This window comes from Cytobacillus mangrovibacter (assembly GCF_042865275.1).
GTDB classification, from domain to species: Bacteria; Bacillota; Bacilli; order Bacillales; family Cytobacillaceae; genus Cytobacillus; species Cytobacillus mangrovibacter.
Genome location: NZ_JBIACJ010000003.1, coordinates 234,092 through 260,018, shown reverse-complemented (window position 1 = coordinate 260,018; position 25,927 = coordinate 234,092). Strand labels below are relative to the sequence as shown.

Genomic DNA, 25,927 nt, shown 5'->3' with positions numbered 1-25,927 from the left:
AACCGTATGATTGAACCGACCACAGAACAAATAAACATTCAAACGATTCATAAAGGTTTATCGAAAACAAAACTGATAAAAAGTATATTTTTTATTATTATCGGCTCCGTGTTGATGGGAGTGGGCATTGAGGAGTTTTTGGTTCCGAACAAAATATTAGATGGTGGTATTGTTGGTATTTCCATTATTTTATCTCATTTAACTCACGTAAAGCTTGGCTTGTTTATCTTCCTATTAAACATCCCCTTTTTCTATATCGGGTACAAACAGATTGGCAAGACTTTCGCCCTTTCCACTTTATTAGGGATTTCAGTCTTATCTGTATCCACGATTCTTCTACATGATGTTCCCGTTTTCACGAAGGATCCCTTACTCGCCACTGTATTTGGCGGAATTGTGCTTGGAGCAGGCGTTGGGATTGTCATCCGCTATGGCGGATCCTTAGATGGAACCGAAATACTCGCTATCATCGTCAACAAAAGAATCCCCTTTTCCGTAGGCGAAATCATAATGTTTTTTAACATTTTCATTTTTGCTTCAGCAGGGTTTGTGTTTGGCTGGAATCGGGCCATGTATTCCGTACTCGCCTATTTTATCGCTTTTAAAACAATTGATATCGTGATACAAGGACTTGATGAGTCAAAATCTGCATGGATTATCAGTGAGGAACATAAATTAATCGGGGACGCTATTCTAGCAAGGCTAGGGCGTGGCGTTACCTATTTAAATGGAGAAGGTGCCTACACAGGAGATGATAAAAAGGTGATCTTTTGTGTAATTACCCGTCTGGAAGAAGCCAAGTTAAAAACAATTGTCGAAGAACTCGATCCTGGCGCTTTCTTAGCAGTCGCCAATATTTCCGAGGTTAGAGGCGGCCGCTTTAAGAAGAAATCCATTCATTAAGAGTGTATTAGATTAGAAATAGGTGCCCCAATATTGGGGCACCCTTTACTATTCTGGATATAAGTTATTAAACATTCTTTTCATGAAATAATCGTCTTTGCATGTTTCACGAATATTTCCGATCTTTTTCCCCTTCTTCACTTGTTTGTCTAAGGCATTCCATTGTTCTTCATTTTTCTTTAAATAAACAGCCGTATTTTGATTATCAATGCCCTTAAAGAAAATATAAGCCGTATTGGGATCACCGTGAAAGAAATAAATTCTTTTTTCTCCAATCGCTTCACCCGTTAAATGTTCCTTCAAGCTTTCTAGATGGGCATCCTTTTTATTTGTAAGTACAGTATACTTCATTAAATCGATCATATTTAAATACATGCTTTGATCGATAATCTCTTCGTACTTATGTCCAAAGCTAGAAAAGATATCATCCATCACCAATTCATTAAATTCTTTATTACGAATATCCTTTTTTCGCTCACATTCCACTTTTTCATTTTTTTCTTCTACTCCATAGACTACACTGACATTCGCAAGAATTAAGAAAAACATGGTTAGAATGGATACGCACCAATTTTTTTTCAAAAAATCACCTCGGCTGTATTTTTCCAGTATACGCATTTAATATTCGGATTTATCGATTTTTAAATGCTGGAATTGGAAAACTATACGTACGAGATGAAAAGAATCTCTTGTCATTAGTAGTTATCATTTGAAATTTATTTCCCAAAACGGTATGATTTTTTTCGAGTCAAAAACTAGGATGGTGAAAGATGGAAAAGAAACATCGATCTGAAAGTAAGCTACATATTATTTATCGTTACATCATGTTACTAATCGGAGCAACGCTTGCAGCATTAGCAATTGAACTTTTTTTAATCCCCAATCAAATTATTGATGGCGGAATTATCGGGATCTCACTACTTATTAATCATCTGACAGATATTAGCTTTGGTATTCTTGTGTTTGTATTTAATATCCCTTTTATCTATTCAGGATATAAAAATATCGGAAAGAATTTTGCCTTTTCCTCCCTTTTCGGTATTGTGGCATTAGCTATCATTGAGCCTCAATTACACCATATTTCTCCTTTTACAACTGAACCATTATTAGCGACTGTTTTCGGAGGACTATTATTAGGAACTGGGGTCGGATTAGTTATCCGTCATGGCGGTGCTTTAGATGGAACTGAAATACTAGGGATTTTATTGACGAAGAAGCTTCCTTTTTCAATCGGGGAATTTGTCATGTTCTTTAATGTATTCGTATTCGGCTGGGCAGGCTTTGTTTTGGGCTGGGAGCAAGCGATGTATTCCATCATTACGTATTATATTGCTTCCAAAATGATTGATTCTGTCGTCCAAGGCTTAGAGGGTGATACAAAGGCAGTCATTATCGTTTCTGACCATTATGAGGAAATTTCCGATGCTATTATTGATCGCTTAGGACGAACCGTTACAAAGCTTAAAGGCAAAGGCGGATTTAAAGATAACGAAAAGGAAGTCATTTATGTCGTTATTACTCGATTAGAAATATCTAAACTAAAAACGATCGTTAATGAAATTGATGAAAATGCCTTTACAACGATTATGGATACACAAGAAGCACATGGAAGTAAGTTTAAATCAGCAATACACTAAAGTTTGGAACACAAAAATGCTTAGAGTTCTTACTCTGAGCATTTTTTTAACCATTATTTCTTTACTTTTGACATGGACATCCCATCACCAATTGGGATAAGAATCGTAATTCCCCGACTACTATGGAACAAATTCCTTGCTCATCAGCTTATTTTGTCCCATTAAACTTTTCTATGAGACTGTTTTCTTTTTCCACCATACAGAACTGTCCCATAGACTTCTTCTATAGGACAGTTTCCTTAATTTATTTAGCTCAAGGTAATAATAAAAAACAGTCCAATTTTTACGAAATTGGACTGTTTTTTATTACTATTCAAATTTTACTATTTAAGGGTGTGTTCCTTTTAATTAGGTGCATTCCCCTTCATTGCCTCTAAGAACAAACGCATGTCTTCCACGATCATACTCAATGACAAGTTCCTCCACATCAGCTTCCAATTGTGGTTCAATGGCAACTTGAATTTCATTTATCATTAAAACTAAGTCATCTGCCTCAGGCTCATCCAGAGCCATTCCCATTTGTGGTCCGCCTCAGCCAAAGCCTGCAAAGTATATTCTTATGCCCGTAGAGTTTTGATCCAGCAACACTTGCTTTAGCAAATCCCGAGCTTCATTTGTAATGTTCATTTTAATTCCCCCCATTTGTTAAAATAACATTTTGAAGAGATTGTGTAAAATGAACCTTTATTTATCTGATTTCAATCTAGATACTCAGCAATATCTGATTTCCAGAGGGATCTTTCACAATAAATTGACCATTTTCTTGAGTCACAGCTGCACCTATTTGATTTAAATTTGCAACAGTACCCTTTCTAGCTTCTTCATTAGGGTAAACAAGAGTATAATTCTTCAAACCGACACTGTTCTCAGATGGTGCAGGAGCACCTGTTCCATTCCATGTATTTAATCCGATATGGTGGTGATAGCGGCCAGTAGAAATAAACAGCGCCTGTCCGCCATATCTCGTTACAATATCAAATCCAAGCCCTTTACTATAAAATTCCTCTGTTTTTTGTAAATCTGAAACATGTAAATGAATATGTCCCATTAAGGTTCCTGCCGGCAATCCACCCCAAGACATGCCATCCCCTTCAGCAAGAATGCTTTCAATATCCAAACGTTCCGTTGACATAACTACTTCATCATGATTCCATTTCCATGTTGAAGCTGGACGATCTGCATAGATCTCTATTCCATTCCCATCTGGGTCAGCTAAATATAGCGCTTCACTGACAAGATGATCTGACGCCCCCTGTAATGGATAGCCAATTTTAATAAAGTGTTCAATCACTTTAGCTAAATCTGAGCGAGAAGGAAGCAAAAGGGCAAAATGATATAAGCCTGTCGTACGTGGTTGTTTCGGATGAATATTTTCAGGCTGTTCAATTGTTAATAATGGTGTTCTTCCATCTGCTGATAAACTCGCTTTATTCTCTGTTTGCTCTATTACTTGAAATCCAATGACTTGTTGATAAAAATTTATCGATCGCTGTAGGTCCGCTACCTTCAAATAAACATGACTAACAAAAACGTTTGGCTCACTGTGAAAGTTCATAGTCGTATTCCTCCTTGAAATAATGTAAGTTAGTTACTTTATGTAAGTAATTATATTTTTATAAACTATATATGTCAAGTAACTTTATTATTTGCTGTAATGAAGGTTATAATGTAAGAAGGAGTGATGCAAGATGAATAAATCTCAAATATGCCCTAGATTTGAAAAAGCAATGAGTATTATTAGCCAAAGATGGACCGGATTAGTAATCTATCAGCTGTTAACTGGCCCGCAGCGCTTCAGTACGATTGAATCTGCAATCGGGATAAGCGGAAGAGTGCTTTCTGAACGGCTAAAGGATTTAGAGCAAGAAGGAATTGTAAAACGAGAGGTATATCCTGAAACCCCTGTCCGAATTGAATACTCATTAACAGAAAAAGGATTATCATTAGAGCCACTAATGAAAGATATTGAAAAATGGTCACAGACTTGGCTGGAACCAGTTGATGCTGATTCCGAAAAGTAAAAAAGCAATGGAGCAAACAATCTCCATTGCTTTTTTTACTTATTGACGACCCTAACACTTTAAATTGCTTAAACTGGATTAATACCTTCGATTGGCTACCGAAGCCCTTCAATATTTGCCTAATCGGGACCCAATACCTCCTATTGGCTACCGCAATCCTTCAATATTTGCTTATTCGGGATCCAATACCTCCTATTGGCTACTGCAATCCTTCAATATTTGCTTATTCGGGATTCAATACCCTCTATTGGCTACCGCAATCCTTCAATATTTGCTTAAACTGATCTCAATAACCTACTGCAACCATTCAAAAAGAAAAAGGCTTCCTCAAGAATTATAAATACTTCCGATGAATGCTTTTCCCATCATACGTAAACAGCATATTTTTCCCTTCAACGATCGTTTCTATATGGACACTTCTGCCCCAGAGCTGCTGGACGTATGGGAGAACTTTCTCCAAATACTTTAGGTCAAGTTCAATGCCTTCGAACCAGTGCTTTAAGTATAGCTCGCCATTTTTCAGATAATCTCCGTCATTCACGGTCAAATAAGGGAACCCTCCATTAACACGCATACTAACTAACTGATCACGAACATTTTCCCATTTCTTATCAACGACCTTATAGTCCTTGCCTTGTTTTTGGAATAAATACATATCCTCCCTCATAACAAGGTCTTTTGTTAAATAATTCCTTAAGAAGGAGATATCTGACTCAATTTCACGGACCTCAAACATTTTTTCCCGGCCAGATCCCGGCACCACCCCACGCCTTTTCATTTCTTCAGTTGGATGATCATATCTTTCTTCAATATCTTCGAAGATTTTCAAGCCTAGGTAATAGGGGTTAATACTTGTTTTCGATGGCTGAACCACTCCTGCATTTAACTTCGCAAATTCAAGTGCCTCTCCACTCGTTAAATCCATTTCCCTAAGAATTCTTTGATGCCAGTAGGATGCCCAGCCTTCATTCATAATTTTTGTTTCCAGCTGCGGCCAGAAATAGAGCATCTCCTCCCGCATCATCGTTAGAATATCTCGCTGCCAGTCAGTTAATTCTCTGCTATAGCTCTCAATAAATAGAAGCAGGTCTTTCTCTGGCTTCGGAGGAAATTTCTTTTTCTTTTTTTGCACAGATTTTGGTTTATTTCTTTCATCGAGATTCCATAGATCATCATAAGGGGAAGTTGCTGCTATATCTTCTTCCTCTTCGTATTCAATATCACTCAAATTCCAAGGTAGCTTTGGTCTCATCAGAGAGGGATCGATATGCTCCTCAATCGCCAACACCGCATCAAGAAACGTTTCCACCTCTTTTTTTCCATGCTCGATTTCGTATTTCCTAATGCGTTCAGCCGTGGCAGCCATGCTTTCTACCATATCCCGTTTTGTGTTCTGAAACCGCACATTATTTTTAAAGAAATCACAATGAGCCAAGACATGGGCAACGATTAATTTATTCTGAATTAACGAATTGGAATCAAGTAAAAAGGCATAGCAGGGATTTGAATTAATAACTAGTTCATAAATTTTTGAAAGGCCTAGATCGTAGTGGAGCTTCATTTTGTGAAACTGTTTTCCGAAACTCCAGTGGGAAAAGCGCGTTGGCATTCCGTACGCACCGAATGTATAAATGATATCAGCAGGACAAATTTCATAACGCATCGGATAATAATCTAACCCGAAGCCGTTAGCAATTTCCGTAATTTCTTGAATGGCATAGTTTAGTGCCTTGTTTTCATCCTCACGCATTCACTACTCCCCCTTTTTCGTCTTATCACAATCTATGAGAAAAATTCGGGAATGATGTATCATGGGGTCAATCTTGCAAGGATTTAACTTGAAATGTGGGAAATGACTTTACCGACTTATCATCTTAAGGCCTTAAAAGCAGCAGCAGACAGCAAAAAACGGGAGCCAGTGACTCCCGCTAAGCAATTTATTATCATTCGCTTTACTCTTTCTTTTCCTCAACAGTCAAGCTAAGTGTCTTTTTATTGTCAAGACTGTGGGAAACTTTTACGACTAAGGTTAACTGTTTGCCATCATCATTTACTTGGAACGTAAAGGAATCAACCACATCAGTTTCGGATATTTTTTGTCTTCCCGTATATTGGTATTCAACAACCTCTTCACCCGGAAAATCCTCTTTAACAACTGCTGTTGCAATCCGCCCATATTTTTCATAATCCGGTCTTTCCTTTGCGGCTGGGGCTAATATGTCTACATTCAAAAATAAACTTATAATGATAAAAATGAACAAGAGCTTTTTCATCATGTCCCTCCAAATAGTAAGTGTACTACCCCTATTTTCCACGGTACGATTCATATTTATTCATCTGAACTTTATACAGGTAAATGATGAAAACTCAATAGAATCAACATGACCAACATTTACAGTGAAATTTTTCTGTAAGAGAACACAAACTATTATCAACTCCTGAAAGAGGAGGCAAGGACAAATGAATAAGCTTGATTATGACAGAGCGTTATACTATACACATCGTTCTGAATGGGATAATTTGTTGATTTTGATGGTGAGAACAGAAGATCAATTTCTTTCGAAAAAAATTGAACATTTCCTTCACGCGTATAACTTTGAAAAAGACTACTCCATCATAGAGAAACATTTATATTCTTTACTCAGATACATCGACCATGCCAATGAATTTGCGATGGATGAACTGCCAGAAACCCTTTATCAGTTACCCTAAGCAAAGAAACAGGTGCTTCATAATTGCACGATCTACTTAGAAAGTGGGTCGTGTTTTTGATATTCTCCTCATTCCATTAAACCATTTTTCACAGCATAAAGTGCTGCTTGTGTTCGATCTGCCAGCTCCAGTTTGGATAGAAGATTGGATACATGCGTTTTCACTGTTTTTTCTGATATAAATAGATCAGAGGCAATTTCTTTATTGCTTTTTCCTTTTGCAATTTCCTTCAAAACTTCTAGTTCCCTTTTGGTCAGTTCATCTAATGGCTTTCTTTCTAGATTGTTTTTACCCGATAAATGGGTTAGAAGCTGTGAAGTAGCTTTTGGATGCAGCTGGTTTTCCCCTTGCATCAAATGGACAATTGCGCGGACAAGCTCATCTGGTTCAATATCTTTTAGCTGATAGCCAGAAGCACCTGCTTCGAGAGCAGGAATGACGTGATCTTGGTCAGAGAAGCTGGTCAGCATCATGACTTTCACTTCTGGACAAATGGCTTTTATCTCTCGAGTTGCCTCAATTCCATTCATAATTGGCATTTCTAAATCCATTAATACAATATCAGGCAGGATCTTTTGTGTTAGTTCTACGGCTTCTTTCCCATCCTTTGCTTCGCCAACAATTTCAATGCCAGGTTGTGTTTTGAGAAAAAAGACTAGACCACGTCTTACTACATGATGATCATCCGCTATGAGGATACGAATAGCCATTTTTAGTCCTCCTTAAATGGGTATGATAATTTGAATTTCCGTTCCGTTTTGAGGAGAGCTTTGAAGGGAAAACTGTCCATTAAGGTTCTCGGTCCGACTTCGCATACTTTGTAAACCAAGTGAAGGAATACTCCCTAGTTCCTCATTATAATGAAAGCCAGAACCACAGTCAGAAATAATCATGATTACTTTATGCTTCTCAATTGAAAGTTGAATGGCAGCATTTGTTTGCCCTGAATGCTTTTTGCAGTTTGCCAATGCTTCCTGTCCGATTCTCCATAATGCTTCTTCTACTTTTCCCGGCAGAGAAACAACTCCATTTACTTCTGATTGAACTTGCAAACCAAGCATCTGGCCATAGCCGACTAAAGCGCTCATAATTCCGTTCTCGAGACCACGGGGGCGCAGCTGCCATATCAATGCTCTCATTTCACTTAAGGCTTCTTGAGCTAGATCTTGGATATAAGTAAAGGTTTCTTTCGTGTCAATTTCTTTAGTCATTTCTGCTCCACCTCTAGCTGTTAAACTTAAGGAGAAAAGAAGCTGATTGACAGAATCATGCAAGTCTCTTGCTAAACGATTTCTTTCGGCTGTTAGAGCTGTTTCTTGTTCTAGCTCTGTTAATTTAATCCGTTTTAGTGCCGTTCCTATTTGAAAAGCGATGGATTCCAATAATGCCAGCTCTTCAGGTTCAAAATGTGTTTTATTTGGTGCACCTACATTAAGAATACCGAACTTTTCGCTGCCTGCACGAAGAGGAATCGTTGCATGATGGGTTAAACCGTTCGTGTCTTCTCTTCTTGCAGCAAGTGCATCCTCAATTCTTTTGCATTCAATAATATTGATCGCTTTTTGCAGTCTTCCATTATTATAGCGATCAAGGCACCAGCAGTCTCCCTTGCACATCGGCTCGTAATCACTGTGAGAAAGAGCGGGAGGCAAGTTCTCCTTAGCAGCCAATAGATGTTTTCCATCTGGCCCAATCATAAAAATCCACCCAATAGAAAGGCCTGTCACATGAAGCAGTTTAGTGAGAACCTCTGATAATATTCCTGTTATTTCAGTACCTTCATTTAATAATTCTGCAATTTCTTTTAATATTCGAATTTCCGAATGACGTTTCTCCACTATTTCACCTCTCAAAGGTTTTTCTCTCCCCCCATTATAATCCTTTTCTATAGAACAAACCTTAGGAATTAGGATGAGACGAATTCCTACTAAAGTTGCAGATACACCTGATAGTGATACAAACAGGTGTATCTCTTTTAAAAAGGAAGTTTTTTCGCAAACATTGTGGCATAAAAAAATAGTTGGTAGAGGTTGATTTCCGCTCCAGGCATTCGCTTTCCGCGGGGTGGGCGCTGAGCCTCCTCGGCGCTAAAGCGCCTGCGGGGTCTCAGCTGTCCCACTACTCCCGCAGGAGTCTCATGCCTTCCGCTCCAATCAACTTATTTTTTTATCGGTAGAAAACTTATTTATAAAGAACAAGCTTTTAGACAAACAACCTAAAAAAGAGGCTGGACAAAAGGTTTTCAGCAACTAAAAAAGCCGAACCATTATTAGAAATGCTAACACAGCATTCTGCAATAGATCGGCTTTCTGTATTTAGATAATAAAATAAAGAATTTATCATTCGGCTTTGGACGCAGCTAAATTAGTTATGTCCCAGCCTCTTTACGCGATTGGGTAGTTTTGGACAAATGGATGAAGGATGATTTCATCAATCAGCATATGCTTTGGAGCAGAGGCCATGTAGACAACTGCATTTGCAACGTCTTCAACTTGTAGCCAGTCTTTCTTCTCCTCTAATCCTTGTTGGGAACCTGCAATATATGTGTCCACCATACCTGGGTTAATTGTTCCAACCTTAATGCCGTATTCTCTTACTTCCTGTGCGATCGAACCGATAAAACCTTGTACAGCATATTTCGTTGCTGTGTAAGCTGATCCGTTAGGAATGGTATACCTTGCCACATCAGATGAAATCGTAATGATTGTGCCTGACTTACGTTCCTTCATATGAGGAAGTACTGACTTTACACCGAGAAATACGCCTTGAACATTCACCTCAAATAGTCTCTTCCAATCGTCAAATGTCGTATCTTCAATCGATTTAAATAATCCTAGTCCAGCATTATTTACTAAAAGATCTACTTGTTTGTATTGTTGAAGTGTTTTTTCAATCATGGATTGGACCTGTCCCTCACTGGAAACATCCGCTTGAATCGCTAGTACATCTTCAAATCCACTCTTTTTTAGTTCTTTTGCTGTCTCATGAATATCGGCTGAACTTCCTACAATCGCAAGCTTCATTCCTAGCTCGGCAAGCTTTGCTGCAATTTCTTTACCTATTCCTCTTGATGCACCAGTTACAATTGCAACTTGTCCTTTTAACATATAATCTCTTCCTCTCGTATATCATGATGCCATAACTGGAAAGGGAGTATCTTAGAAACTCCCTAATTGACTGACAAAGAATTTAATGTCTGCTCGATAATCTTCATGAATTCATTTTCAATATCAGCAAGCTTTTGCTTACTTTCCTCTAATGAATTGCCTTGGATGCCAAAGTAAAATTTGATTTTCGGTTCTGTTCCAGATGGACGCAGACAGATCCATGTGCCATCTTCAAAAATATATTTAATCACATTGGATTTAGGCAAATCAATTACGTGTTCTTTACCATTATTGTCTTTTCGAATGCCTGTTAAGTAATCCTCTACCGCTACAATCTTCAAATGGCCAAGCTGTTGAATCGGATTTGTACGGAAGGAAGTCAATGTCTTCTGAATCTTTTCCGCTCCTTCCTTTCCTTTCAACGTTAACGATTTTAGACCTTCAACATAGTAGCCATATTGATTAAATAGTGACAATAAAGCATCGTATAGGGATAAGCCCTTTTTCTTATAAAAAGCAGCAACTTCAGCTGCAAGAATGGCAGCTTGAACAGCATCCTTATCACGGGCAAAATCACCGATCAAATAGCCATAGCTTTCCTCATAGCCAAATAAAAACTCGTATTTCCCTGTTTCATCATAACCCTTCATCTTCTCGGCAATAAATTTGAATCCAGTTAACACATCTGCCGTTTCTACCTGAAAGGACGAAGCAATCTTTCTTCCTAACTCTGAAGTCACAATTGTTTTTAGTACAATACCGTTTACCGGAAGAGTCCCTTTTTCCTTTTTCTGTGACAAAATATAGTGTAGCAGTAAAGCACCCGTCTGATTACCAGTTAAGAGAATGTATTCGCCTGCTTGATCTTTGACAGCAATTCCTAATCGATCTGCATCAGGGTCTGTTGCAATCAATAAATCCGCATTTGTTTTCTCTCCCAATTTAATCGCCAGTTCAAAAGCAGATTTCTCCTCTGGATTTGGACTGCTCACCGTTGAAAATTCAGGATCCGGCAGCTCCTGCTCTTTAACTACCTGAACGTTTGTATAATTTAATGCCCGAAAAGCATCCATCACAGGCTTATTTGCCGTTCCATGTAATGGGGTAAAGACAATGGAAAGATCGACCTCGGAACTTAATTGTGGATTTTCAGAGATAGTTACAAGCTTTTCTATGTATTGACGATCCACCTCTTCACCAATCATTTGTATTAATCCTTGTTCTTTCAATGTCTCTTCATCCATTACATCAATCAATAACTCATTTTCAATTTCATTCACTTTCGAAATAACGACATCTGCCGTTACTGGCGGAAGCTGCGCACCATCTGAACCATACACCTTATAGCCGTTATATTCCGGCGGATTATGGCTTGCCGTTACAACGATCCCCGAAAAAGCTTGCAAATGTCGAACTGCAAAGGATAACTCAGGTGTTGGTCTTAATTCCTTGAACACATAAGTCTGAATTCCTCTAGATGCTAATGTTTTTGCCGCCTCCATGGCAAACTCGAAAGACATATGGCGAGAATCATAGGCAATAACTACACCTTGCTTCTTCGCTTCCAAACCAGCTTCTTCTATGTATGCGGCTAAACCAGCAGAAGCCTTTCTTACTGTATAAATATTCATTCGATTTGTACCTACACCAATTTCTCCACGCATACCACCTGTTCCAAACTCTAAGTCTTTATAAAAGGCATCTTCCAGCTTAGTTTTATCCAATTGTAATTTTTCTAGCTCTTTTGCTAATTGTTGATCTAAGTTCTCATATTGAACCCAGCGATCAGCTTTTATCTTCCAATTCATGTTTATCCCTCCCAAAGCAGTCCATCACATTAAAACATTTCTCTAAAAATAATCATACTCCTTTTATTAACATTAGTGTTATTTTGACAATTTTTCGCAAAATATACAACTTACATAAAATTCATATTGTAATGGACATACTCCCTTATTATCTGTTGTTTTTTGATTCTATTTTGCTATAAGATATTTATGTTCCTTACTAATCAAATGAATGTCAAAAATATGACAGAACTTAGAACAAACTTGGACTTTATCATTAAGTAATTTACAATCATGGAATAGTAGGTCATAATTTGATCGTAATTACCTAAAAAAGGAGTACAATATGGAGAATACAAATAAAGACTCGAGGGAGACCTTGCTATTTGTTTCATGGGCGGCATCCGTTATTGCGATGTTTGGAAGCCTCTACTTTTCAGAAATTCGTCAATATGAACCGTGTTTGCTTTGCTGGTACCAAAGAATTCTTATGTATCCTTTTGTGATCATTTTAGGCATTGCAGTCATTAAAAAGGATTACCGAATTGGGATATATACAATGGTTCTTTCTGCGATTGGGACATGCATCTCACTTTACCATTATTCCATTCAGAAGATTTCCGTTTTAGCCGATCATGCAGCATCTTGCGGAAGAGTACCATGCACTGGCCAGTATATTAATTGGTTTGGGTTTATCACGATTCCTTTTTTAGCATTAGTCGCATTTATCATTATTTTCATCTGTAGTTATCTATTATGGAAAAAATCAAAGGAGGCTGCATAGAATGAAGAAGATTATCATTTTTCTAGCCGTTATCATTATTTTATTCGGAGCTTTAGCATTTGTCTCTAAGATGCAAAATGAAAAAAAGATGGCAGGAGGAAACCCATACGATAAAGACACACTCGATCCTGCGACTATCTCTCAGCTTGATGATCCAAATTATCAAAATTTAGTTCTTCCAGAGAAATTAGAAGAAATGATTGCTAGCAAGGAAGATGTGACTGTTTACTTTTACAGTCCAACATGCTCCCACTGTCAACGAACAACACCAGTCGTTTCACCTTTAGCAAAAGAGATGAATCTTGATCTGCTTCAATTCAACCTGCTAGAATATGAAGAAGGCTGGGATCAATATGGCATTGAGCAGACCCCTACTATTGTTCAGTATAAAAAGGGCGAAGAAGTCAATCGTATTTCCGGTTATAGAGAGAAAGAAGTTTTTGAAAAGTGGTTTAATGAAAATAGCAAATAAAAAAAGCATAGTCTTTTCAACACAAAAAACGCCTGCATTTAATAACAGGCGTTTTCTAATTAAATAAGTAATTCATTTGCCGCTTTCGTATACATGCTGAATAGATCGTTCTTCATCATTTTCCCTTGATAGAAATTACTAAATACAAATGGAAAGAACAATCCGAATCCTTGTATAATTTCGACATTTTTATTGAAAATCTGTTCATAGCTGTCTTCAAGCTTCGATAACTCCAGAATAGCAGAGATTGTTTGAAGACTGACAATGACTTGATATGCTTCCTTTAATGTGCCAAAATATTCAAAATGCCTAGTTGAAGTATGTAACACATTCATTTGCTCAAATTCCATAATATCCTCATCTGGAAAATAAAGCGGAAAAATATGCGTATACATTTTTTGAATAAGTTCTCTAATCTTCTCTTCTTGTTCAGGAGTTGATGCAAATACAACCTTCACCGCTAACCCACCTCTATAATCCCTGTAACCAGTTCGTAATATATAAAACAAGAATATCATACTTACTGCTTATTTTAGGGTGGTAATTAAAACCAAGATCCGGTTAAAATACAGTTATTCTAAGAAAATAACCCTATTGTGAAAAATTGGCTGTTAGAGAAGGAGAAAATGATGGTATATACGAAAAAATTTGGTGAATGGTACGAAATAACTCTCCCTTCTGAATGGGTAGGATTGACTATTGATGATATATTTAAACAAATATGGAAAGCACCCAAAAAACAAGTTCATACCATGAGAATGGAGAAACAGGTGAAGGTTAATGGAGAGCTAATCAGCTGGAATCATCCGTTAAAAGCAGGAGATCGCTTACAATTACGCCTTTTTATAGAAGAAGAATTCAATGTTATTCCAACCTATTTCGAAGTAGACGTCGCATATGAGGATGATCATCTAATTGTCTTTAATAAACCAGCTCATATGGATACGCATCCAAATTCACCCGAACAAGTGAATACATTGGCTAATGCAGCCGCCTTTTATCTTCAAGCAAAAGGTGAACAGCGTAAAGTGAAGCATATTCATCGTCTAGATCGTGATACGACTGGAGTTGTACTATTTGCCAAGCATTCACTCGCGGGCTCCATTCTCGATCGAATGCTTGAAGAGAGACTCATTAAACGAACCTATCTAGCGCTTGTTCATGGCAAGATTCGCTCAAAGAAAAATACGATTCAAGAACCAATTGGACGTGACCGTCATCACCCTACAAGAAGACGTGTGTCCCCAACAGGACAGTCAGCCATCACCCATTATGAATTAATTGAATACGATCCAAAACAAGACTTATCTCTAATTAAATGTCAGCTTGATACAGGAAGAACACATCAAATCCGTGTTCATTTAAGCCATATTGGCCACCCACTAGCAGGTGACAGCATATATGGTGGACAGCCTGTATTCGATAGGCAAGCCCTGCATGCTGCAAAACTGGAATTTCTTCATCCTTTTACAAACGAAAAATTATGTATAACTGCCTCTCCTACGTTTCCATTTCTTGAACAGGATAAATGGTGAAAGTGTAGGATTGAAATATCGAAAGACCTTCCAAATGCCGGAAGGTCTTTCGATTATACTTAATTAATCAATCAGTCGATTTTCTAAATGCTCTCATTACTAGGCTTAGCAGGAATACAAGTAATACTGAACCTATCAATGCAGGAATGATTGCAAAATCAGCAATTACTGGTCCCCAATTTCCAAAAATCAATGAACCTAACCAAGCTCCAACAAACCCCGCAATAATATTGCCAAACACTCCACCAGGAATGTCTTTTCCTACAACCATACCTGCAATCCACCCAATGATTCCGCCAATAATTAATGCCCATAAAAAGGTAAACATTATATCACTCCTTGCTGTTTTGAAATAGTTTTCTTCATTTCACATGATTTAATACAAAAAGCCATTTTCCAAATTATAGGATTTGTTATGTAATGGCATGTATTAGAGTAAAAGCGATTGCAAGTGATTGCAATCGCTATCTATATAGACGGCCAATGCCGGAGTTGTTAATGATTTTCTACCCCCTTCAAAACTGTCCTAAACAAAAAAAGCCTGTGGAAATGTATGCAGAGTGTGATCCACATCGTGAATCAACATTCTTGCATACATCCCCAACAGGCATGTTCATTTAAGATTTAATTATTAATTCTTAGGTATTTCTGGTGTTTCTATTACTGGCAGTTCTCCGCTTAAGCTATCAAGAAAAGCGACTAAAGAATTGATTTCTTTATCAGTTAAATTAAGCGGCTTTACTAAGACGCTCTTATTACCATGATCGCCGCCGCCTTCATTATAGTACATAACAACATCTTTTAATGTTTCTAGACTGCCATCATGCATAAATGGCGCTGTATGTGCTACACCTCTTAAACCAGCTGTTCTAAATTTCCCTTTATCTTCTTCCTTACCAGTCACACCAAAACGTCCGTCATCTCCACTCATCCCTAAGTTATGATAACTGTAATCAGATAAAAGTGGACCTGCATGACAAGATATACAGCCGGCCTTCCCTGCGAATAACTTCATGCCGTCTTTTGCATCTGCACTGATTGCATCTTCATCTCCTTGAAGATACCGGTCAAAAGCAGTATCAGCTATAACAATGGTTCTTTCAAAAGCTGCAATTGCTTTTGCAATATTGTCAGCAGAAATTTGATCATTAAAAATGGTGTTAAACTGCTCAACATATGTAGGAACACCATTCAACTCGATGACTAATTCATCTAAACTTTGATTCATTTCAGCTTCTGATTGAATAGGTCCTAATGCTTGCTCCTCTAAACTTCCTGCTCGGCCATCCCAGAAATTTGTTGGGTAATAGCCAGAATTAATGATTGTTGGACTATTTCTTGGACCATTAAAGCCTTCAAATCCTATAAACTTCGCCATTCCATCCCCAAACCCTGCTCCAGGTGCATGGCATGACATACAGCTTTGAACATTATTCCCTGAAAGACGTGGATCAAAGTATAGAGTCTTTCCTAATTCTACTTTTTCATCTGTCATTGGATTATCTGCTGGTACTGGAATTTCACCAAGTGGTTCAAATTTGGCTTTTGCATCTTCTAATTCTTGATCAATTTTCACTTCATTTTCTGGTTCATTTTCATTGTTTGCAACAGGTGCTGATGCATCCTCTTTCTCACTACATGCACCAAGAATGGATAGTACAAAAATCAGCATCATAACTAATCCCATTTTCTTCATAAATAGCTCCCCCTATTTATTTTGTAAGTTAAGGGAAGATAGTGGAAATTGAAACCAATTCTTCCAATTAACTTTATAGTAATTATATAATTAAATTTATTCTTATTTACGTATCATTTTCGAAAAGTTTGTGACATTAATCACAAACTAAGTTTTACCTACTCCTTATATTGAAAACATAATTCTTCGAAAAACAGCTAATAATATAAGAAATTTGTTATAACCATTACTTTTTTCAACTTTTTTCAGCATAAACCTTTCTAATTCGCCATTTTTCGTATAAAATTAGTTCGTTTGGAAGATATTTTTCCCTTGGAGGTAAAAAAATGGTTTTTAAAAAGAAGGACAAATTCAACACTTTGCTCAACAGTATCGCATTGAATGTGAAAGAGGGCGCAAACTACTTTGCAGATTATAAACTTAAGAATATTAGTGATCTTAAAATATTTGCAGAAACAATGAAAGAGTATGAATCAAAAGGGGACACCTTTGTTCATGAAGTAATAAAGGAATTAAATAATGCCTTTATTACCCCAATCGAGCGTGAAGATATTCTTGCACTTGCCATGAGTTTAGATGATGTTATTGACGGAATTGAGCATTGTGCAGCACTTTTTGAAATGTACTCCATCACACAAGCAGATGACTATATGCTTAAGTTTGTGGATGCTATTAAAAATTGTGCTTACGAAATTGAAAAATCAATCGAACTTCTTTCAAACAAAAAGTTGCTTCAAATTCGTGAACATGCGATCAAAATAAAGGATTATGAATCTCAATGTGATGGTGTACTTCGCCAATCCATTAAACATCTTTTCACTGTTGAAAAGGATCCTGTACGTATTATCCAATTTAAAGAAATCTACGAGAACCTAGAGGAAATTGCTGACAGCTGCCAAGGTGTAGCAAATACTCTGGAAACCATTATTATGAAAAATGCGTAAGGAGCCTTAACAAATGGATGGATTTTTAATAATAACGATCTTAATTGTAGTTATGGCTTTGACTTTCGACTTTATCAACGGCTTCCATGATACCGCAAACGCGATTGCAACCGCTGTATCAACGAAAGCTTTAAAGCCTAGACATGCAATCATACTTGCAGCCGTGATGAACTTTGTTGGTGCAATGACCTTTACTGGCGTTGCAAAGACGATTACAAAGGATATCGTTGACCCCTTCACATTGGAAAATGGGTCACTTGTTATCTTGGCTGCACTCATCTCTGCTGTTTTCTGGAATTTACTTACTTGGTATTATGGCATTCCAAGCAGTTCATCGCATGCAATTATTGGTTCAATTGCCGGTGCTGCTATCGCTGCTGCTGGATTTGCAGCCCTTAATTACCAAGGCTTTTTGAAAATCATTCAGGCGCTTATATTTTCACCTTTAATTGCCTTTACTGTTGGATTTATTGTATACAGTATCTTTAAGGTCGTATTTAAACATAATAATTTAACAAAAACCAACCGAAACTTCCGGATCATTCAAATTTTCACAGCTGCCCTGCAGTCTTACACACATGGTACAAATGATGCACAAAAAGCAATGGGAATTATTACAATGGCTCTCATCGCAAATAACTATGTAACAGATACGGATATTCCTTTCTGGGTACAATTCTCCTGTGCACTTGCAATGGGACTAGGTACATCTGTGGGCGGATGGAAAATCATTAAAACCGTTGGTGGGAAAATTATGAAAATTAGACCTGTCAATGGCGTAGCAGCTGACCTGACGGGTGCAATGATTATTTTTGGATCAACATTAATTCATTTACCTGTTAGTACAACACATGTAATTTCATCTTCTATTCTTGGTGTTGGTTCAGCACATCGTCTCAAAGGTGTTAAGTGGGGAACCGCACAAAGAATGCTCATTACATGGGTCATTACACTGCCAATCTCGGCAACGATAGCAGGACTTATCTATTTGCTATTAAATGCAATATTCTAGAACCTAAATTGAACAAATACCTATGATAAGCTTGAATACTTTAAGGCGCCAGCTATTGGGGCCTTATTTCTTTTGTACTTAAAGGTTCTAAATGCATGATTTCGATTTTAACGTTGAATACTAGCTAATAAGTACTTGTATTTTGTTTTATAAACGAATATTATATAAGATGTGCTTTTTAATGTTCGTATTTGGGGGACTTATTTATGTTTAAATTAAAAGAAAATCAAACAAATGCCAAAACAGAAGTAATTGCTGGGATTACAACCTTTTTAACAATGGTTTATATTGTTGTCGTCAATCCAGTGATTTTAGCTGATGCTGGCATGCCTTTTGAGCAAGTATTCACCGCTACAATTATTGCTTCTGTTGTCGGAACACTCTGGATGGCTTTATTCGCTAACTATCCAATTGCCATTGCACCCGGCATGGGGCTTAATGCATATTTTGCCTATTCAGTTGTAGGAACACATGGAAATATCGATTATCAAACAGCCTTTGCAGCTGTTCTTGTTGCTGGACTTATTTTCATTATCTTGTCACTTACCTCTTTTCGTAAAAAATTAATTGAAGCTATTCCAGAGAATCTAAAACACGGTATTACAGCAGGTATTGGCTTATTCATTGCATTTATTGGCTTGCGTTTAACGGGTTTAATTACAAGTCATCCAACAAATCTAGTAGCACTAGGTGATTTACACCAGCCTTCTGCTATCTTAGCTTTAGTTGGTCTAGCCATCACATTAATTTTGATGGTCTTAAACATCAATGGCGCTTTATTTTTTGGAATGATTATTACTGGACTCATTGCCTTTTTCACTGGAAATCTTGCTTTCGATCAAGGGTTTATGTCATTCCCTTCCCTTCCTGATGGATTGATTATTTTTAACCCACTTGATGCTATTGGGCAAGTAATTCAACATAGCCTATATGCAGTCGTTTTTTCCTTCTTACTTGTAACCATCTTTGATACGACTGGTACAATGATCGGTGTTGCTGAGCAGGCTGGTTTAATGAAAGGAAAGACGATGCCGCGTGCGAAGGAAGCATTACTATCTGATTCCATTGCTACTACTGTTGGGGCCATGTTTGGTACAAGTCCAACTACTGCATATATTGAATCTACAGCAGGCGTTGCGGCAGGCGGCCGGACGGGATTAACTTCCTTGACTGTTGCTGGCCTATTCATCCTAGCTGCTTTCTTTGGCCCTTTAGTCAGTGCTGTTTCAGGACTTTCTGCCATTACTGCACCTGCACTAATTATTGTAGGAAGCTTAATGATGAGCAGTATTTCACATATTAAATGGGGAGAACTTGATGAGTCATTCCCTGCTTTCTTAATTATTTTAAGCATGCCGCTAACTTCAAGTATTGCAACTGGGATTGCACTTGGTTTTATCTCCTACCCAATCCTTAAAGTTGTCAAAGGAAAATGGCGTGAGGTTCATCCGCTTGTGTATCTATTTGCCGTGTTATTCTTCTATCAATTGGCATTTCTGCCACATTAAAAATCAGAGGTTGAACCAAGTAATGGCTATTTATTACTTGGTTCAATTTTTAAACATTTATCTTCCCACTTCTAAATCCTCCGCCAAAAATTATTTTAAAAAAACTTTCCTGTATGTATATCTTTAATAAAACAAATAATAATATTTGATGAATTGCTAATATATTAAGTTTTACCACTTTTTTTGATTCTATTGCCACATAAATATCATTAATCTACAATAATAAAGTTAACTTTATTTTTAGTAAATGGAGGCTTAGAATATGGATGCAACAATGGATAACAATCAACAAGGCAAAACCAGTAAAAAGCATCCCCCTGGTTTATACTTACTATTCTTAACTGAAATGTGGGAACGTTTTAGTTATTATGGAATGCGGGCTATTCTTGTCCTTTACTTAACAACCTCTTTTGTAAGTGGTGGTCTAGGGTTTAGTGACAGTTATGCCATGATGTTATACGGATTCTTCACTGGTGCCGTGTATATCACTCCAATGATCGGCGGGTATTTATCAGACCGGTTCTTAGGTCAGCGCCGTGCAGTCACCATCGGTGGTGTTACGATGGTTATTGGTAACCTCGTATTGTTCGCGCATCAAAGTGCAGGTGCTTTATACTTAGGTTTAGTCTTATTAATTATTGGAAATGGTTTCTTCAAACCAAATATCTCAACTATTGTTGGTGAATTGTATGGAACGAATGACCCACGCAGAGATGCTGCCTTTACCATTTTCTATATGGGAATTAACGTTGGGGCCTTTTTCTCCCCACTATTAATCGGTTACTTATACAATGATCTTTTCAAAACAACAACAATTGATGGAATCATTCAATATGGATTTAAATACGGATTTTTAGCAGCGGCAATTGGAATGGTTATTGGTCAATTAATTTTTAATCTCCTTGGTAACCGCTATCTTGGAGATATCGGTAAGAAACCAACTGGTGCTCCTGACAAATCCGTTGATGCTAATGCAAAAACGAAACCACTTACGAAGAAAGAAAAACAAAGAACAACAGTTATCATTATCTTAACTTGTTTCGTTATTTTCTTCTGGGCTGGTTTTGAACAAGCTGGAAGCTCATTAACACTTTATACAGAACGCTTTGTGGACAGACAAATATTCGGTTGGGAAGTTCCAACTGCTTGGTTCCAATCAATCAACCCTGTATTTATCGTTATTCTAGCACCAATTTTCTCAATGTTTTGGATTAAGCTAGGTTCATCGAAAAGAGGAGATATTAAAGTTCCAACGAAAATGGGCTTAGGGATGATTCTTCTCGGTCTTGGATATATGATCCTTCTCATTGCTGTATTCCAGACAGGTAGTGTTGAAGCAAATATTCAAATGAAGGCAAACATTATGTTTATTGTTTTAACTTATCTCATGCATACAATGGGTGAATTAATGCTATCACCTGTTGGACTTTCTCTTGTAAGTAAAATTGCTCCTGTCAAGCTAGCATCATTATTAATGGGTGTATGGCTTGCAAGTTCGGGTGTAGCTAACATTTTAGCTGGACAGCTTGCTGCCTTTACACAAACACTAGGTTATTTCGAAATCTTTAGCATCATTGGTTTAATGGCTATTGTTCTCGGATTAATATTACTAGCCATTTCGAAAAAACTTGTTCAAATGATGGAATAAGAAAAGCGCAAGCGCCTTGATCATCGCCGTACAAACTGGAAGGGCTCTTCCTTTCGATAAAGGAAACACGGTTTGCGCTAGCGAACCGATGTTGACGCAATCGTTGCGGAGGAGACCTGAAGTTTGATAGGCGATAGGCGCTGGAGCTAGACAATTCTCTGACTCAAATGTTAACTTTCTTATATTTTAACAAAAATCGACAGGTACTTTTGTACCTGTCGATTCTTTTTTATACTTCTGCTTCAATTTTCTCGTTCATATCATTGTAAACGCTGCTGTCAATTTCACCAGTTATCCGACTTGTCAGGATTCCCGAAGTCATCGCACCGCTCACATTTACTGCTGTACGTCCCATGTCAATTAATGGCTCAATAGAAATGAGTAATCCCGCTAATGCAACCGGAAGATCTAAAGCCGCAAGAACGATGATCGCTGCAAATGTTGCCCCGCCACCAACACCAGCAACGCCAAATGAGCTAATTGCCACAATCGCAATAACAGTAAGAATAAAGGAAGGTGTTAAAGGATTAATGCCGACTGTTGGCGCAATCATGACAGCAAGCATAGCAGGGTAAATCCCAGCACAGCCATTTTGACCAATGGATAATCCAAACGAACCTGAGAAATTAGCAATCCCATCCGGTACACCAAGTGATTTTTGTGTCTTAATATTTAACGGAAGTGCACCTGCACTTGTACGAGAGGTGAAGGCAAAGGTTAATACAGGAAATGCCTTTTTCATGTACGTTACTGGATTGAGCCCAGCAAAAGCAAGCAATACTAAATGAATAATGAACATCACGGTCAGTGCAACATAGGACGCTATTACAAATTTGCCCAGCTTCAAAATTGAATCCACATCACTCATTGCCACTGTACGAGTCATAATGGCAAGTACTCCATATGGCGTTAAGCGCAAAATAAGCATCACTACCCGCATAATAACGGCGTAAATGGCATCAACAATCTTCGAAAACATTTCGGCTTGCTCCGGTGTTTTTCTCCTAACACCCAAATAGGCGATCCCTAGAAATGCTGCAAAGATAACTACAGCAATTGTTGAAGTTGGCCGTTGACCTGTAAAATCAAGAAATGGATTAGCAGGTATTAAATCAAGGATTTGCTGTGGAAAAGTTCTTCCCTCTATATTTTGATAGCTTTGTTCAAGCTGTTCTCCCCTCGCCGACTCTGCCTCTCCCTGTGTAATCTGCACTGCTTCCAGATCAAATCCTACCGCAGCAGCAATCCCGACAGCAGCCGCGATCGCCGTCGTACCGACGAGCAGCCCAAGAATTAGGGTACTGATTTTTCCAATATTATGCTTTAATTTTATTTTTGTAAAAGCAGCTAGAATAGAAATAAAAACAAGCGGCATAACAATCATTTGCAGAAACTTAACATAACCGCCGCCAACCAAATGAATCCAACCCGCAGATTCAGATACAACTTCAGAAGTAGGTCCATAGATAAACTGTAAAGCAAAACCAAACACAATTCCTAAACCTAATGCAGCAAATACTCGTTTTGAAAAGGATATATGTTTCTTCTGCATATAAAATAATCCAATAAGAAGTAATAACAAAATGGCAATATTCAATATAACTAACCACATATTCATTCATTTCCCTCCCATTCTTTATTCATTTACCTTACTAATGCTTGTATACCCATCAACTAAATAGGAATTAGAAAATGGCTCCCCCCCTTTCAATTTGCAGGATTTATAGGTTATATGCTTCAATCATAAAATTTATACTCATCTAATATGAAAGTTTAAGTATCTTTTCTAAAGGTTCTTTCTAATACCTTGCTGTTTTTGAATAAATTTTCTATTTCTCAAAAAACTTGTTGATTGGAGCGGAAGGTTGCGAGACTCCTGCGGGAGTAGTGGGACAGGTGAGACCCCACAGGCGCTTTAGCGGCGAGGAGGCTCACCGCCCACCCCGCGGAAAGCGAGTAACCTGGAGCGGAAATCAACCTCTACCAACTAATATTGATTAGCAACTATGTTTGCAAAAAGGATATTTGTCGATAAAAGTGCTAAGATTAGACTTTTATTTTAATCATGTTTATTTTACAATTAAAAGGATATATTCTTTATATGATTATATGTCTATAAATATGGATGGGATGGTGTAAAGATGGCAGAAAACAAAAAAGACAAGAACGTAAAAAAGGATTTAAATATTGGAATGAATGTTTCATTAAACGGCCTTGTAACTGCTGTTTTTGACAACATGGTTCACGTCCAGATTGGTGCCAAAATCGTTACTGTGCATATGAAAGATTTATATACTGGACTTAATCAAACTTTAATAAAAAATTAGCGGAACCAAAAACAAGAGGAGCAGACTTTTTGTCTGCTCCTCTTGTTTTTTGCTTCTTTGTAACATTTAATCTCACAATATGCATCCTTAAAAATCTGTCAAATAATCTCGATAAAATGCTTAAGAATCCTAGCGGTCATTCCCCATATTACCTTATCTTCATAATAATAAAAACACTCGTCCATCTTTCTCGTCTGCCAATTGTAATTTTCTCCTCCTGGAATTTGATTTAGAGGAAAGTCCTTCTCAGGCTCCGCCTTGAAATGCACCTGAAAAATCTCTGGCTTTGTTTCTTTTAGAAAGGAAAGAGGGACAGTAAAAACTTGATCCACTTCACTTACGTTCGGCCTAATCTCTTCATGATTTTCAATAAAGCCTGCAAACGGATAAATAATCGTTCCAAAAGGAGAAATCATGTAATCAAGGGGAGAAATCAGCTGAATGTTTTTTTCACTGATTCCAAGTTCCTCAGAGGTTTCACGAAAAGCCGTATGCAGCTCATCCCTATCCGTTTCATCAAGCCTTCCTCCTGGAAAACAAACCTCACCGGGCTGCCTTCTAAGCTGGTGAGAACGGATTTCGAAAAGGACATGCAGTTCCCCCTTCTCTTGAATGAGAGGTACTAGAACGGAATATTTGGAGAACCTTTCTTTTCCTAAAATGGTTGGTGTCCGATTACTTAGCTTTGTCATGATTTCTTGAATCTGCATTGCCTCACCTCATTTCATCCTAACATCACTTTAAACCATTATAATACGGATGACTTTGAAAAATGAAATAAATGGGCCAGACAAAAATATTGCCTGACCACTTCAAAATTATTATCTTGACTTCTTTGCTAAATAATCAACAATTCCCATTGAACCAACACTTAAATCGAGCTGGATAATTTCGCTCAAGTTTTCATCTAATGAGATATTTTTTTCCGATAGATAAGTGCTTACTCTTTCGAATAAAGCCTGGAATAATCGTTCACTTTTTGTTTCAATCGATTCGTCTTGTTTGTTCATCCATATTTCTCCTGCATCCTCCATAAATAACGGAAGCCACTTTGTGATTTGTTCATAGACATGAGCGGGATTCTTAGTCATTCCGTAATGCCCAAAGTAGATCCGATCAACTTCAAGTGCTTTAATTTTCTCCATAGACTGCAGCATTGCATCTGGATCAAATTGATTAGGCGAAGTGGAAGGCAGGTACAATTCAACCCCCTTCTCAAACAGCTGCGGATAAAAGACACCGATTGTATCTCCTGTGAAAATACCGTTGCTAAATGAATCATGAATGGAGAAATGATGATTGGCATGCCCAGGGGTATCTAGGAATGTTAAGATGCGTTTCTCACCAATTTGCAATGTATCCCCATCTTCTTTAACGATTAAACGATCCTCTGGAACGGGTATAATCGGATCAAACAGTTCATCGAATTTCTCTCTATATACAGCTTTTGCTCCAAGAATTAGTTTAGAAGGGTCTGCTAGATGACGCTTGCCTCGCGGATGGACGATCACTTTTGCATTTGGGCAGCTTTCCAGTAATAATCCGACTCCACCTGCATGGTCGAGATGGATATGTGTGACAATGATATTTTTTATATCTTTTGGGTCAATGCTTAACTTTTTAAACCCTTCCAGCAAATAAGGAATCGATGGGCTTGCAGATGTCTCAATAATTGTTAATTCTTCTGCATGAAGAATATAGCTGCCTGTTCTTTTTTCTTTTCCTAAATCCATTAAATCAATAATGGACACACCTAAGCCTAAATCCATTGTGTTTCCACCTTTCAGAGTTGTTTTTCCTTTGGCTGTAATTACATGCTAAATAAATCATAGTT

Annotated in this window: 28 protein-coding genes; 13 read left to right on the top strand and 15 right to left on the bottom strand. The window is 37.6% G+C overall.

The window, feature by feature from the left end:
- Positions 1–6 precede the first annotated feature (6 nt).
- Positions 7–903, top strand: coding sequence for a YitT family protein (locus ACFYKT_RS07655; RefSeq protein WP_389217793.1), 897 nt, complete (start codon positions 7–9; stop codon positions 901–903).
- A 48-nt stretch (positions 904–951) separates the two neighbouring features.
- On the opposite strand, the gene ACFYKT_RS07650 is transcribed toward ACFYKT_RS07655, so the two are convergent.
- Positions 952–1,485 (bottom strand): hypothetical protein, encoded by a 534-nt coding sequence (locus tag ACFYKT_RS07650; RefSeq protein ID WP_389217790.1) that lies wholly within the window; start codon positions 1,483–1,485, stop codon positions 952–954.
- A 188-nt stretch (positions 1,486–1,673) separates the two neighbouring features.
- On the opposite strand from ACFYKT_RS07650, the gene ACFYKT_RS07645 reads away from it, so the two are divergent.
- Positions 1,674–2,540, top strand: a complete 867-nt coding sequence (locus tag ACFYKT_RS07645; RefSeq protein ID WP_389217787.1) for a YitT family protein — start codon at positions 1,674–1,676, stop codon at positions 2,538–2,540.
- A gap of 348 nt (positions 2,541–2,888) precedes the next feature.
- On the opposite strand, the gene ACFYKT_RS07640 is transcribed toward ACFYKT_RS07645, so the two are convergent.
- Positions 2,889–3,059, bottom strand: a complete 171-nt coding sequence (locus tag ACFYKT_RS07640; RefSeq protein ID WP_389217784.1) for a hypothetical protein — start codon at positions 3,057–3,059, stop codon at positions 2,889–2,891.
- 184 nt (positions 3,060–3,243) lie between these two features.
- Entirely contained in the window at positions 3,244–4,095 is an 852-nt protein-coding gene (locus tag ACFYKT_RS07635; protein WP_389217781.1) for a VOC family protein, read from the bottom strand.
- Between the two features lie 133 nt (positions 4,096–4,228).
- On the opposite strand from ACFYKT_RS07635, the gene ACFYKT_RS07630 reads away from it, so the two are divergent.
- Entirely contained in the window at positions 4,229–4,561 is a 333-nt protein-coding gene (locus ACFYKT_RS07630; protein WP_389217778.1) for a winged helix-turn-helix transcriptional regulator, read from the top strand.
- Between the two features lie 334 nt (positions 4,562–4,895).
- On the opposite strand, the gene ACFYKT_RS07625 is transcribed toward ACFYKT_RS07630, so the two are convergent.
- Together ACFYKT_RS07625 and ACFYKT_RS07620 are read right to left on the bottom strand one after the other, a co-directional pair.
- The gene (locus ACFYKT_RS07625; RefSeq protein WP_389217775.1) at positions 4,896–6,311 is read right to left on the bottom strand and encodes a SpoVR family protein; all 1,416 of its coding nucleotides are present in this window, start codon (positions 6,309–6,311) and stop codon (positions 4,896–4,898) included.
- A gap of 202 nt (positions 6,312–6,513) precedes the next feature.
- Positions 6,514–6,834, bottom strand: coding sequence for a DUF3889 domain-containing protein (locus ACFYKT_RS07620; protein ID WP_389217773.1), 321 nt, complete (start codon positions 6,832–6,834; stop codon positions 6,514–6,516).
- A gap of 187 nt (positions 6,835–7,021) precedes the next feature.
- On the opposite strand from ACFYKT_RS07620, the gene ACFYKT_RS07615 reads away from it, so the two are divergent.
- Positions 7,022–7,273, top strand: coding sequence for a YhdB family protein (locus ACFYKT_RS07615; RefSeq protein WP_389217770.1), 252 nt, complete (start codon positions 7,022–7,024; stop codon positions 7,271–7,273).
- A gap of 68 nt (positions 7,274–7,341) precedes the next feature.
- Here ACFYKT_RS07615 and ACFYKT_RS07610 read toward each other — a convergent pair whose 3' ends face one another.
- The 4 genes from ACFYKT_RS07610 to ACFYKT_RS07595 form a co-directional block, all read right to left on the bottom strand.
- Positions 7,342–7,983, bottom strand: a complete 642-nt coding sequence (locus ACFYKT_RS07610) for a response regulator (protein ID WP_389217768.1) — start codon at positions 7,981–7,983, stop codon at positions 7,342–7,344.
- A gap of 12 nt (positions 7,984–7,995) precedes the next feature.
- Positions 7,996–9,111 carry a GAF domain-containing sensor histidine kinase gene (locus ACFYKT_RS07605; RefSeq protein ID WP_389217766.1) on the bottom strand — a complete coding sequence of 372 codons (1,116 nt, stop codon included), beginning with the start codon at positions 9,109–9,111 and terminating at the stop codon, positions 7,996–7,998.
- A gap of 546 nt (positions 9,112–9,657) precedes the next feature.
- Positions 9,658–10,380, bottom strand: a complete 723-nt coding sequence (locus tag ACFYKT_RS07600) for an SDR family oxidoreductase (RefSeq protein WP_389217763.1) — start codon at positions 10,378–10,380, stop codon at positions 9,658–9,660.
- Between the two features lie 62 nt (positions 10,381–10,442).
- Positions 10,443–12,188, bottom strand: a complete 1,746-nt coding sequence (locus ACFYKT_RS07595) for a phospho-sugar mutase (RefSeq protein ID WP_389217760.1) — start codon at positions 12,186–12,188, stop codon at positions 10,443–10,445.
- Between the two features lie 325 nt (positions 12,189–12,513).
- Between ACFYKT_RS07595 and ACFYKT_RS07590 the strand changes: the two genes are divergently transcribed.
- Both ACFYKT_RS07590 and ACFYKT_RS07585 read left to right on the top strand, forming a co-directional pair.
- Positions 12,514–12,951 (top strand): disulfide oxidoreductase, encoded by a 438-nt coding sequence (locus ACFYKT_RS07590; protein WP_389217757.1) that lies wholly within the window; start codon positions 12,514–12,516, stop codon positions 12,949–12,951.
- Position 12,952: 1 nt separating this feature from the next.
- Positions 12,953–13,423 (top strand): thioredoxin family protein, encoded by a 471-nt coding sequence (locus ACFYKT_RS07585; RefSeq protein WP_389217754.1) that lies wholly within the window; start codon positions 12,953–12,955, stop codon positions 13,421–13,423.
- A 59-nt stretch (positions 13,424–13,482) separates the two neighbouring features.
- Here the strand turns inward: ACFYKT_RS07585 and ACFYKT_RS07580 are convergent, their stop codons facing one another.
- Entirely contained in the window at positions 13,483–13,881 is a 399-nt protein-coding gene (locus tag ACFYKT_RS07580) for a YhcU family protein (protein ID WP_389217751.1), read from the bottom strand.
- 168 nt (positions 13,882–14,049) lie between these two features.
- On the opposite strand from ACFYKT_RS07580, the gene ACFYKT_RS07575 reads away from it, so the two are divergent.
- Positions 14,050–14,958 (top strand): RluA family pseudouridine synthase, encoded by a 909-nt coding sequence (locus tag ACFYKT_RS07575; RefSeq protein WP_389217748.1) that lies wholly within the window; start codon positions 14,050–14,052, stop codon positions 14,956–14,958.
- A gap of 67 nt (positions 14,959–15,025) precedes the next feature.
- Here ACFYKT_RS07575 and ACFYKT_RS07570 read toward each other — a convergent pair whose 3' ends face one another.
- Positions 15,026–15,286 (bottom strand): GlsB/YeaQ/YmgE family stress response membrane protein, encoded by a 261-nt coding sequence (locus ACFYKT_RS07570; RefSeq protein ID WP_389217745.1) that lies wholly within the window; start codon positions 15,284–15,286, stop codon positions 15,026–15,028.
- 92 nt (positions 15,287–15,378) lie between these two features.
- On the opposite strand from ACFYKT_RS07570, the gene ACFYKT_RS07565 reads away from it, so the two are divergent.
- The gene (locus ACFYKT_RS07565; RefSeq protein WP_389217742.1) at positions 15,379–15,579 is read left to right on the top strand and encodes a hypothetical protein; all 201 of its coding nucleotides are present in this window, start codon (positions 15,379–15,381) and stop codon (positions 15,577–15,579) included.
- A 10-nt stretch (positions 15,580–15,589) separates the two neighbouring features.
- Here ACFYKT_RS07565 and ACFYKT_RS07560 read toward each other — a convergent pair whose 3' ends face one another.
- Positions 15,590–16,654: a cytochrome-c peroxidase gene (locus tag ACFYKT_RS07560; RefSeq protein ID WP_389217739.1), complete on the bottom strand. Its 1,065-nt coding sequence runs from the start codon at positions 16,652–16,654 to the stop codon at positions 15,590–15,592.
- Between the two features lie 326 nt (positions 16,655–16,980).
- Here ACFYKT_RS07560 and ACFYKT_RS07555 point away from each other — a divergent pair, with 326 nt between their 5' ends.
- The 4 genes from ACFYKT_RS07555 to ACFYKT_RS07540 all read left to right on the top strand — a co-directional run bounded on the left by ACFYKT_RS07555 (position 16,981) and on the right by ACFYKT_RS07540 (position 21,766).
- Positions 16,981–17,598 carry a DUF47 domain-containing protein gene (locus ACFYKT_RS07555; protein ID WP_389217736.1) on the top strand — a complete coding sequence of 206 codons (618 nt, stop codon included), beginning with the start codon at positions 16,981–16,983 and terminating at the stop codon, positions 17,596–17,598.
- 13 nt (positions 17,599–17,611) lie between these two features.
- The gene (locus ACFYKT_RS07550; RefSeq protein WP_389217734.1) at positions 17,612–18,610 is read left to right on the top strand and encodes an inorganic phosphate transporter; all 999 of its coding nucleotides are present in this window, start codon (positions 17,612–17,614) and stop codon (positions 18,608–18,610) included.
- Positions 18,611–18,816: 206 nt separating this feature from the next.
- Complete coding sequence (locus tag ACFYKT_RS07545; protein WP_389217732.1) at positions 18,817–20,118, top strand: NCS2 family permease; 1,302 nt, start codon at positions 18,817–18,819, stop codon at positions 20,116–20,118.
- A 262-nt stretch (positions 20,119–20,380) separates the two neighbouring features.
- Positions 20,381–21,766 carry a peptide MFS transporter gene (locus ACFYKT_RS07540; protein ID WP_389217730.1) on the top strand — a complete coding sequence of 462 codons (1,386 nt, stop codon included), beginning with the start codon at positions 20,381–20,383 and terminating at the stop codon, positions 21,764–21,766.
- Between the two features lie 229 nt (positions 21,767–21,995).
- On the opposite strand, the gene ACFYKT_RS07535 is transcribed toward ACFYKT_RS07540, so the two are convergent.
- Complete coding sequence (locus ACFYKT_RS07535; RefSeq protein WP_389217727.1) at positions 21,996–23,384, bottom strand: L-cystine transporter; 1,389 nt, start codon at positions 23,382–23,384, stop codon at positions 21,996–21,998.
- 523 nt (positions 23,385–23,907) lie between these two features.
- On the opposite strand from ACFYKT_RS07535, the gene ACFYKT_RS07530 reads away from it, so the two are divergent.
- Entirely contained in the window at positions 23,908–24,093 is a 186-nt protein-coding gene (locus ACFYKT_RS07530) for a hypothetical protein (RefSeq protein ID WP_389217724.1), read from the top strand.
- A gap of 98 nt (positions 24,094–24,191) precedes the next feature.
- On the opposite strand, the gene ACFYKT_RS07525 is transcribed toward ACFYKT_RS07530, so the two are convergent.
- Together ACFYKT_RS07525 and ACFYKT_RS07520 are read right to left on the bottom strand one after the other, a co-directional pair.
- Entirely contained in the window at positions 24,192–24,803 is a 612-nt protein-coding gene (locus ACFYKT_RS07525; RefSeq protein ID WP_389217721.1) for an NUDIX hydrolase, read from the bottom strand.
- Positions 24,804–24,914: 111 nt separating this feature from the next.
- Positions 24,915–25,862 carry an MBL fold metallo-hydrolase gene (locus tag ACFYKT_RS07520; RefSeq protein WP_389217718.1) on the bottom strand — a complete coding sequence of 316 codons (948 nt, stop codon included), beginning with the start codon at positions 25,860–25,862 and terminating at the stop codon, positions 24,915–24,917.
- Positions 25,863–25,927: the final 65 nt, after the last annotated feature.

Coding starts and splice junctions, on each gene's coding strand:
- ACFYKT_RS07530 (WP_389217724.1), top strand. CDS start 23,908: ATGGCAGAAAACAAAAAAGACAAGAACGTAAAAAAGGATTTAAATATT.
- ACFYKT_RS07585 (WP_389217754.1), top strand. CDS start 12,953: ATGAAGAAGATTATCATTTTTCTAGCCGTTATCATTATTTTATTCGGA.
- ACFYKT_RS07645 (WP_389217787.1), top strand. CDS start 1,674: ATGGAAAAGAAACATCGATCTGAAAGTAAGCTACATATTATTTATCGT.
- ACFYKT_RS07630 (WP_389217778.1), top strand. CDS start 4,229: ATGAATAAATCTCAAATATGCCCTAGATTTGAAAAAGCAATGAGTATT.
- ACFYKT_RS07565 (WP_389217742.1), top strand. CDS start 15,379: ATGGCATGTATTAGAGTAAAAGCGATTGCAAGTGATTGCAATCGCTAT.
- ACFYKT_RS07620 (WP_389217773.1), bottom strand. CDS start 6,834: ATGAAAAAGCTCTTGTTCATTTTTATCATTATAAGTTTATTTTTGAAT.
- ACFYKT_RS07655 (WP_389217793.1), top strand. CDS start 7: ATGATTGAACCGACCACAGAACAAATAAACATTCAAACGATTCATAAA.
- ACFYKT_RS07555 (WP_389217736.1), top strand. CDS start 16,981: ATGGTTTTTAAAAAGAAGGACAAATTCAACACTTTGCTCAACAGTATC.
- ACFYKT_RS07575 (WP_389217748.1), top strand. CDS start 14,050: ATGATGGTATATACGAAAAAATTTGGTGAATGGTACGAAATAACTCTC.
- ACFYKT_RS07590 (WP_389217757.1), top strand. CDS start 12,514: ATGGAGAATACAAATAAAGACTCGAGGGAGACCTTGCTATTTGTTTCA.
- ACFYKT_RS07625 (WP_389217775.1), bottom strand. CDS start 6,311: ATGCGTGAGGATGAAAACAAGGCACTAAACTATGCCATTCAAGAAATT.
- ACFYKT_RS07600 (WP_389217763.1), bottom strand. CDS start 10,380: ATGTTAAAAGGACAAGTTGCAATTGTAACTGGTGCATCAAGAGGAATA.
- ACFYKT_RS07560 (WP_389217739.1), bottom strand. CDS start 16,654: ATGAAGAAAATGGGATTAGTTATGATGCTGATTTTTGTACTATCCATT.
- ACFYKT_RS07520 (WP_389217718.1), bottom strand. CDS start 25,862: ATGGATTTAGGCTTAGGTGTGTCCATTATTGATTTAATGGATTTAGGA.
- ACFYKT_RS07635 (WP_389217781.1), bottom strand. CDS start 4,095: ATGAACTTTCACAGTGAGCCAAACGTTTTTGTTAGTCATGTTTATTTG.
- ACFYKT_RS07640 (WP_389217784.1), bottom strand. CDS start 3,059: ATGGGAATGGCTCTGGATGAGCCTGAGGCAGATGACTTAGTTTTAATG.
- ACFYKT_RS07615 (WP_389217770.1), top strand. CDS start 7,022: ATGAATAAGCTTGATTATGACAGAGCGTTATACTATACACATCGTTCT.
- ACFYKT_RS07540 (WP_389217730.1), top strand. CDS start 20,381: ATGGATGCAACAATGGATAACAATCAACAAGGCAAAACCAGTAAAAAG.
- ACFYKT_RS07570 (WP_389217745.1), bottom strand. CDS start 15,286: ATGTTTACCTTTTTATGGGCATTAATTATTGGCGGAATCATTGGGTGG.
- ACFYKT_RS07535 (WP_389217727.1), bottom strand. CDS start 23,384: ATGAATATGTGGTTAGTTATATTGAATATTGCCATTTTGTTATTACTT.
- ACFYKT_RS07595 (WP_389217760.1), bottom strand. CDS start 12,188: ATGAATTGGAAGATAAAAGCTGATCGCTGGGTTCAATATGAGAACTTA.
- ACFYKT_RS07525 (WP_389217721.1), bottom strand. CDS start 24,803: ATGCAGATTCAAGAAATCATGACAAAGCTAAGTAATCGGACACCAACC.
- ACFYKT_RS07550 (WP_389217734.1), top strand. CDS start 17,612: ATGGATGGATTTTTAATAATAACGATCTTAATTGTAGTTATGGCTTTG.
- ACFYKT_RS07610 (WP_389217768.1), bottom strand. CDS start 7,983: ATGGCTATTCGTATCCTCATAGCGGATGATCATCATGTAGTAAGACGT.
- ACFYKT_RS07545 (WP_389217732.1), top strand. CDS start 18,817: ATGTTTAAATTAAAAGAAAATCAAACAAATGCCAAAACAGAAGTAATT.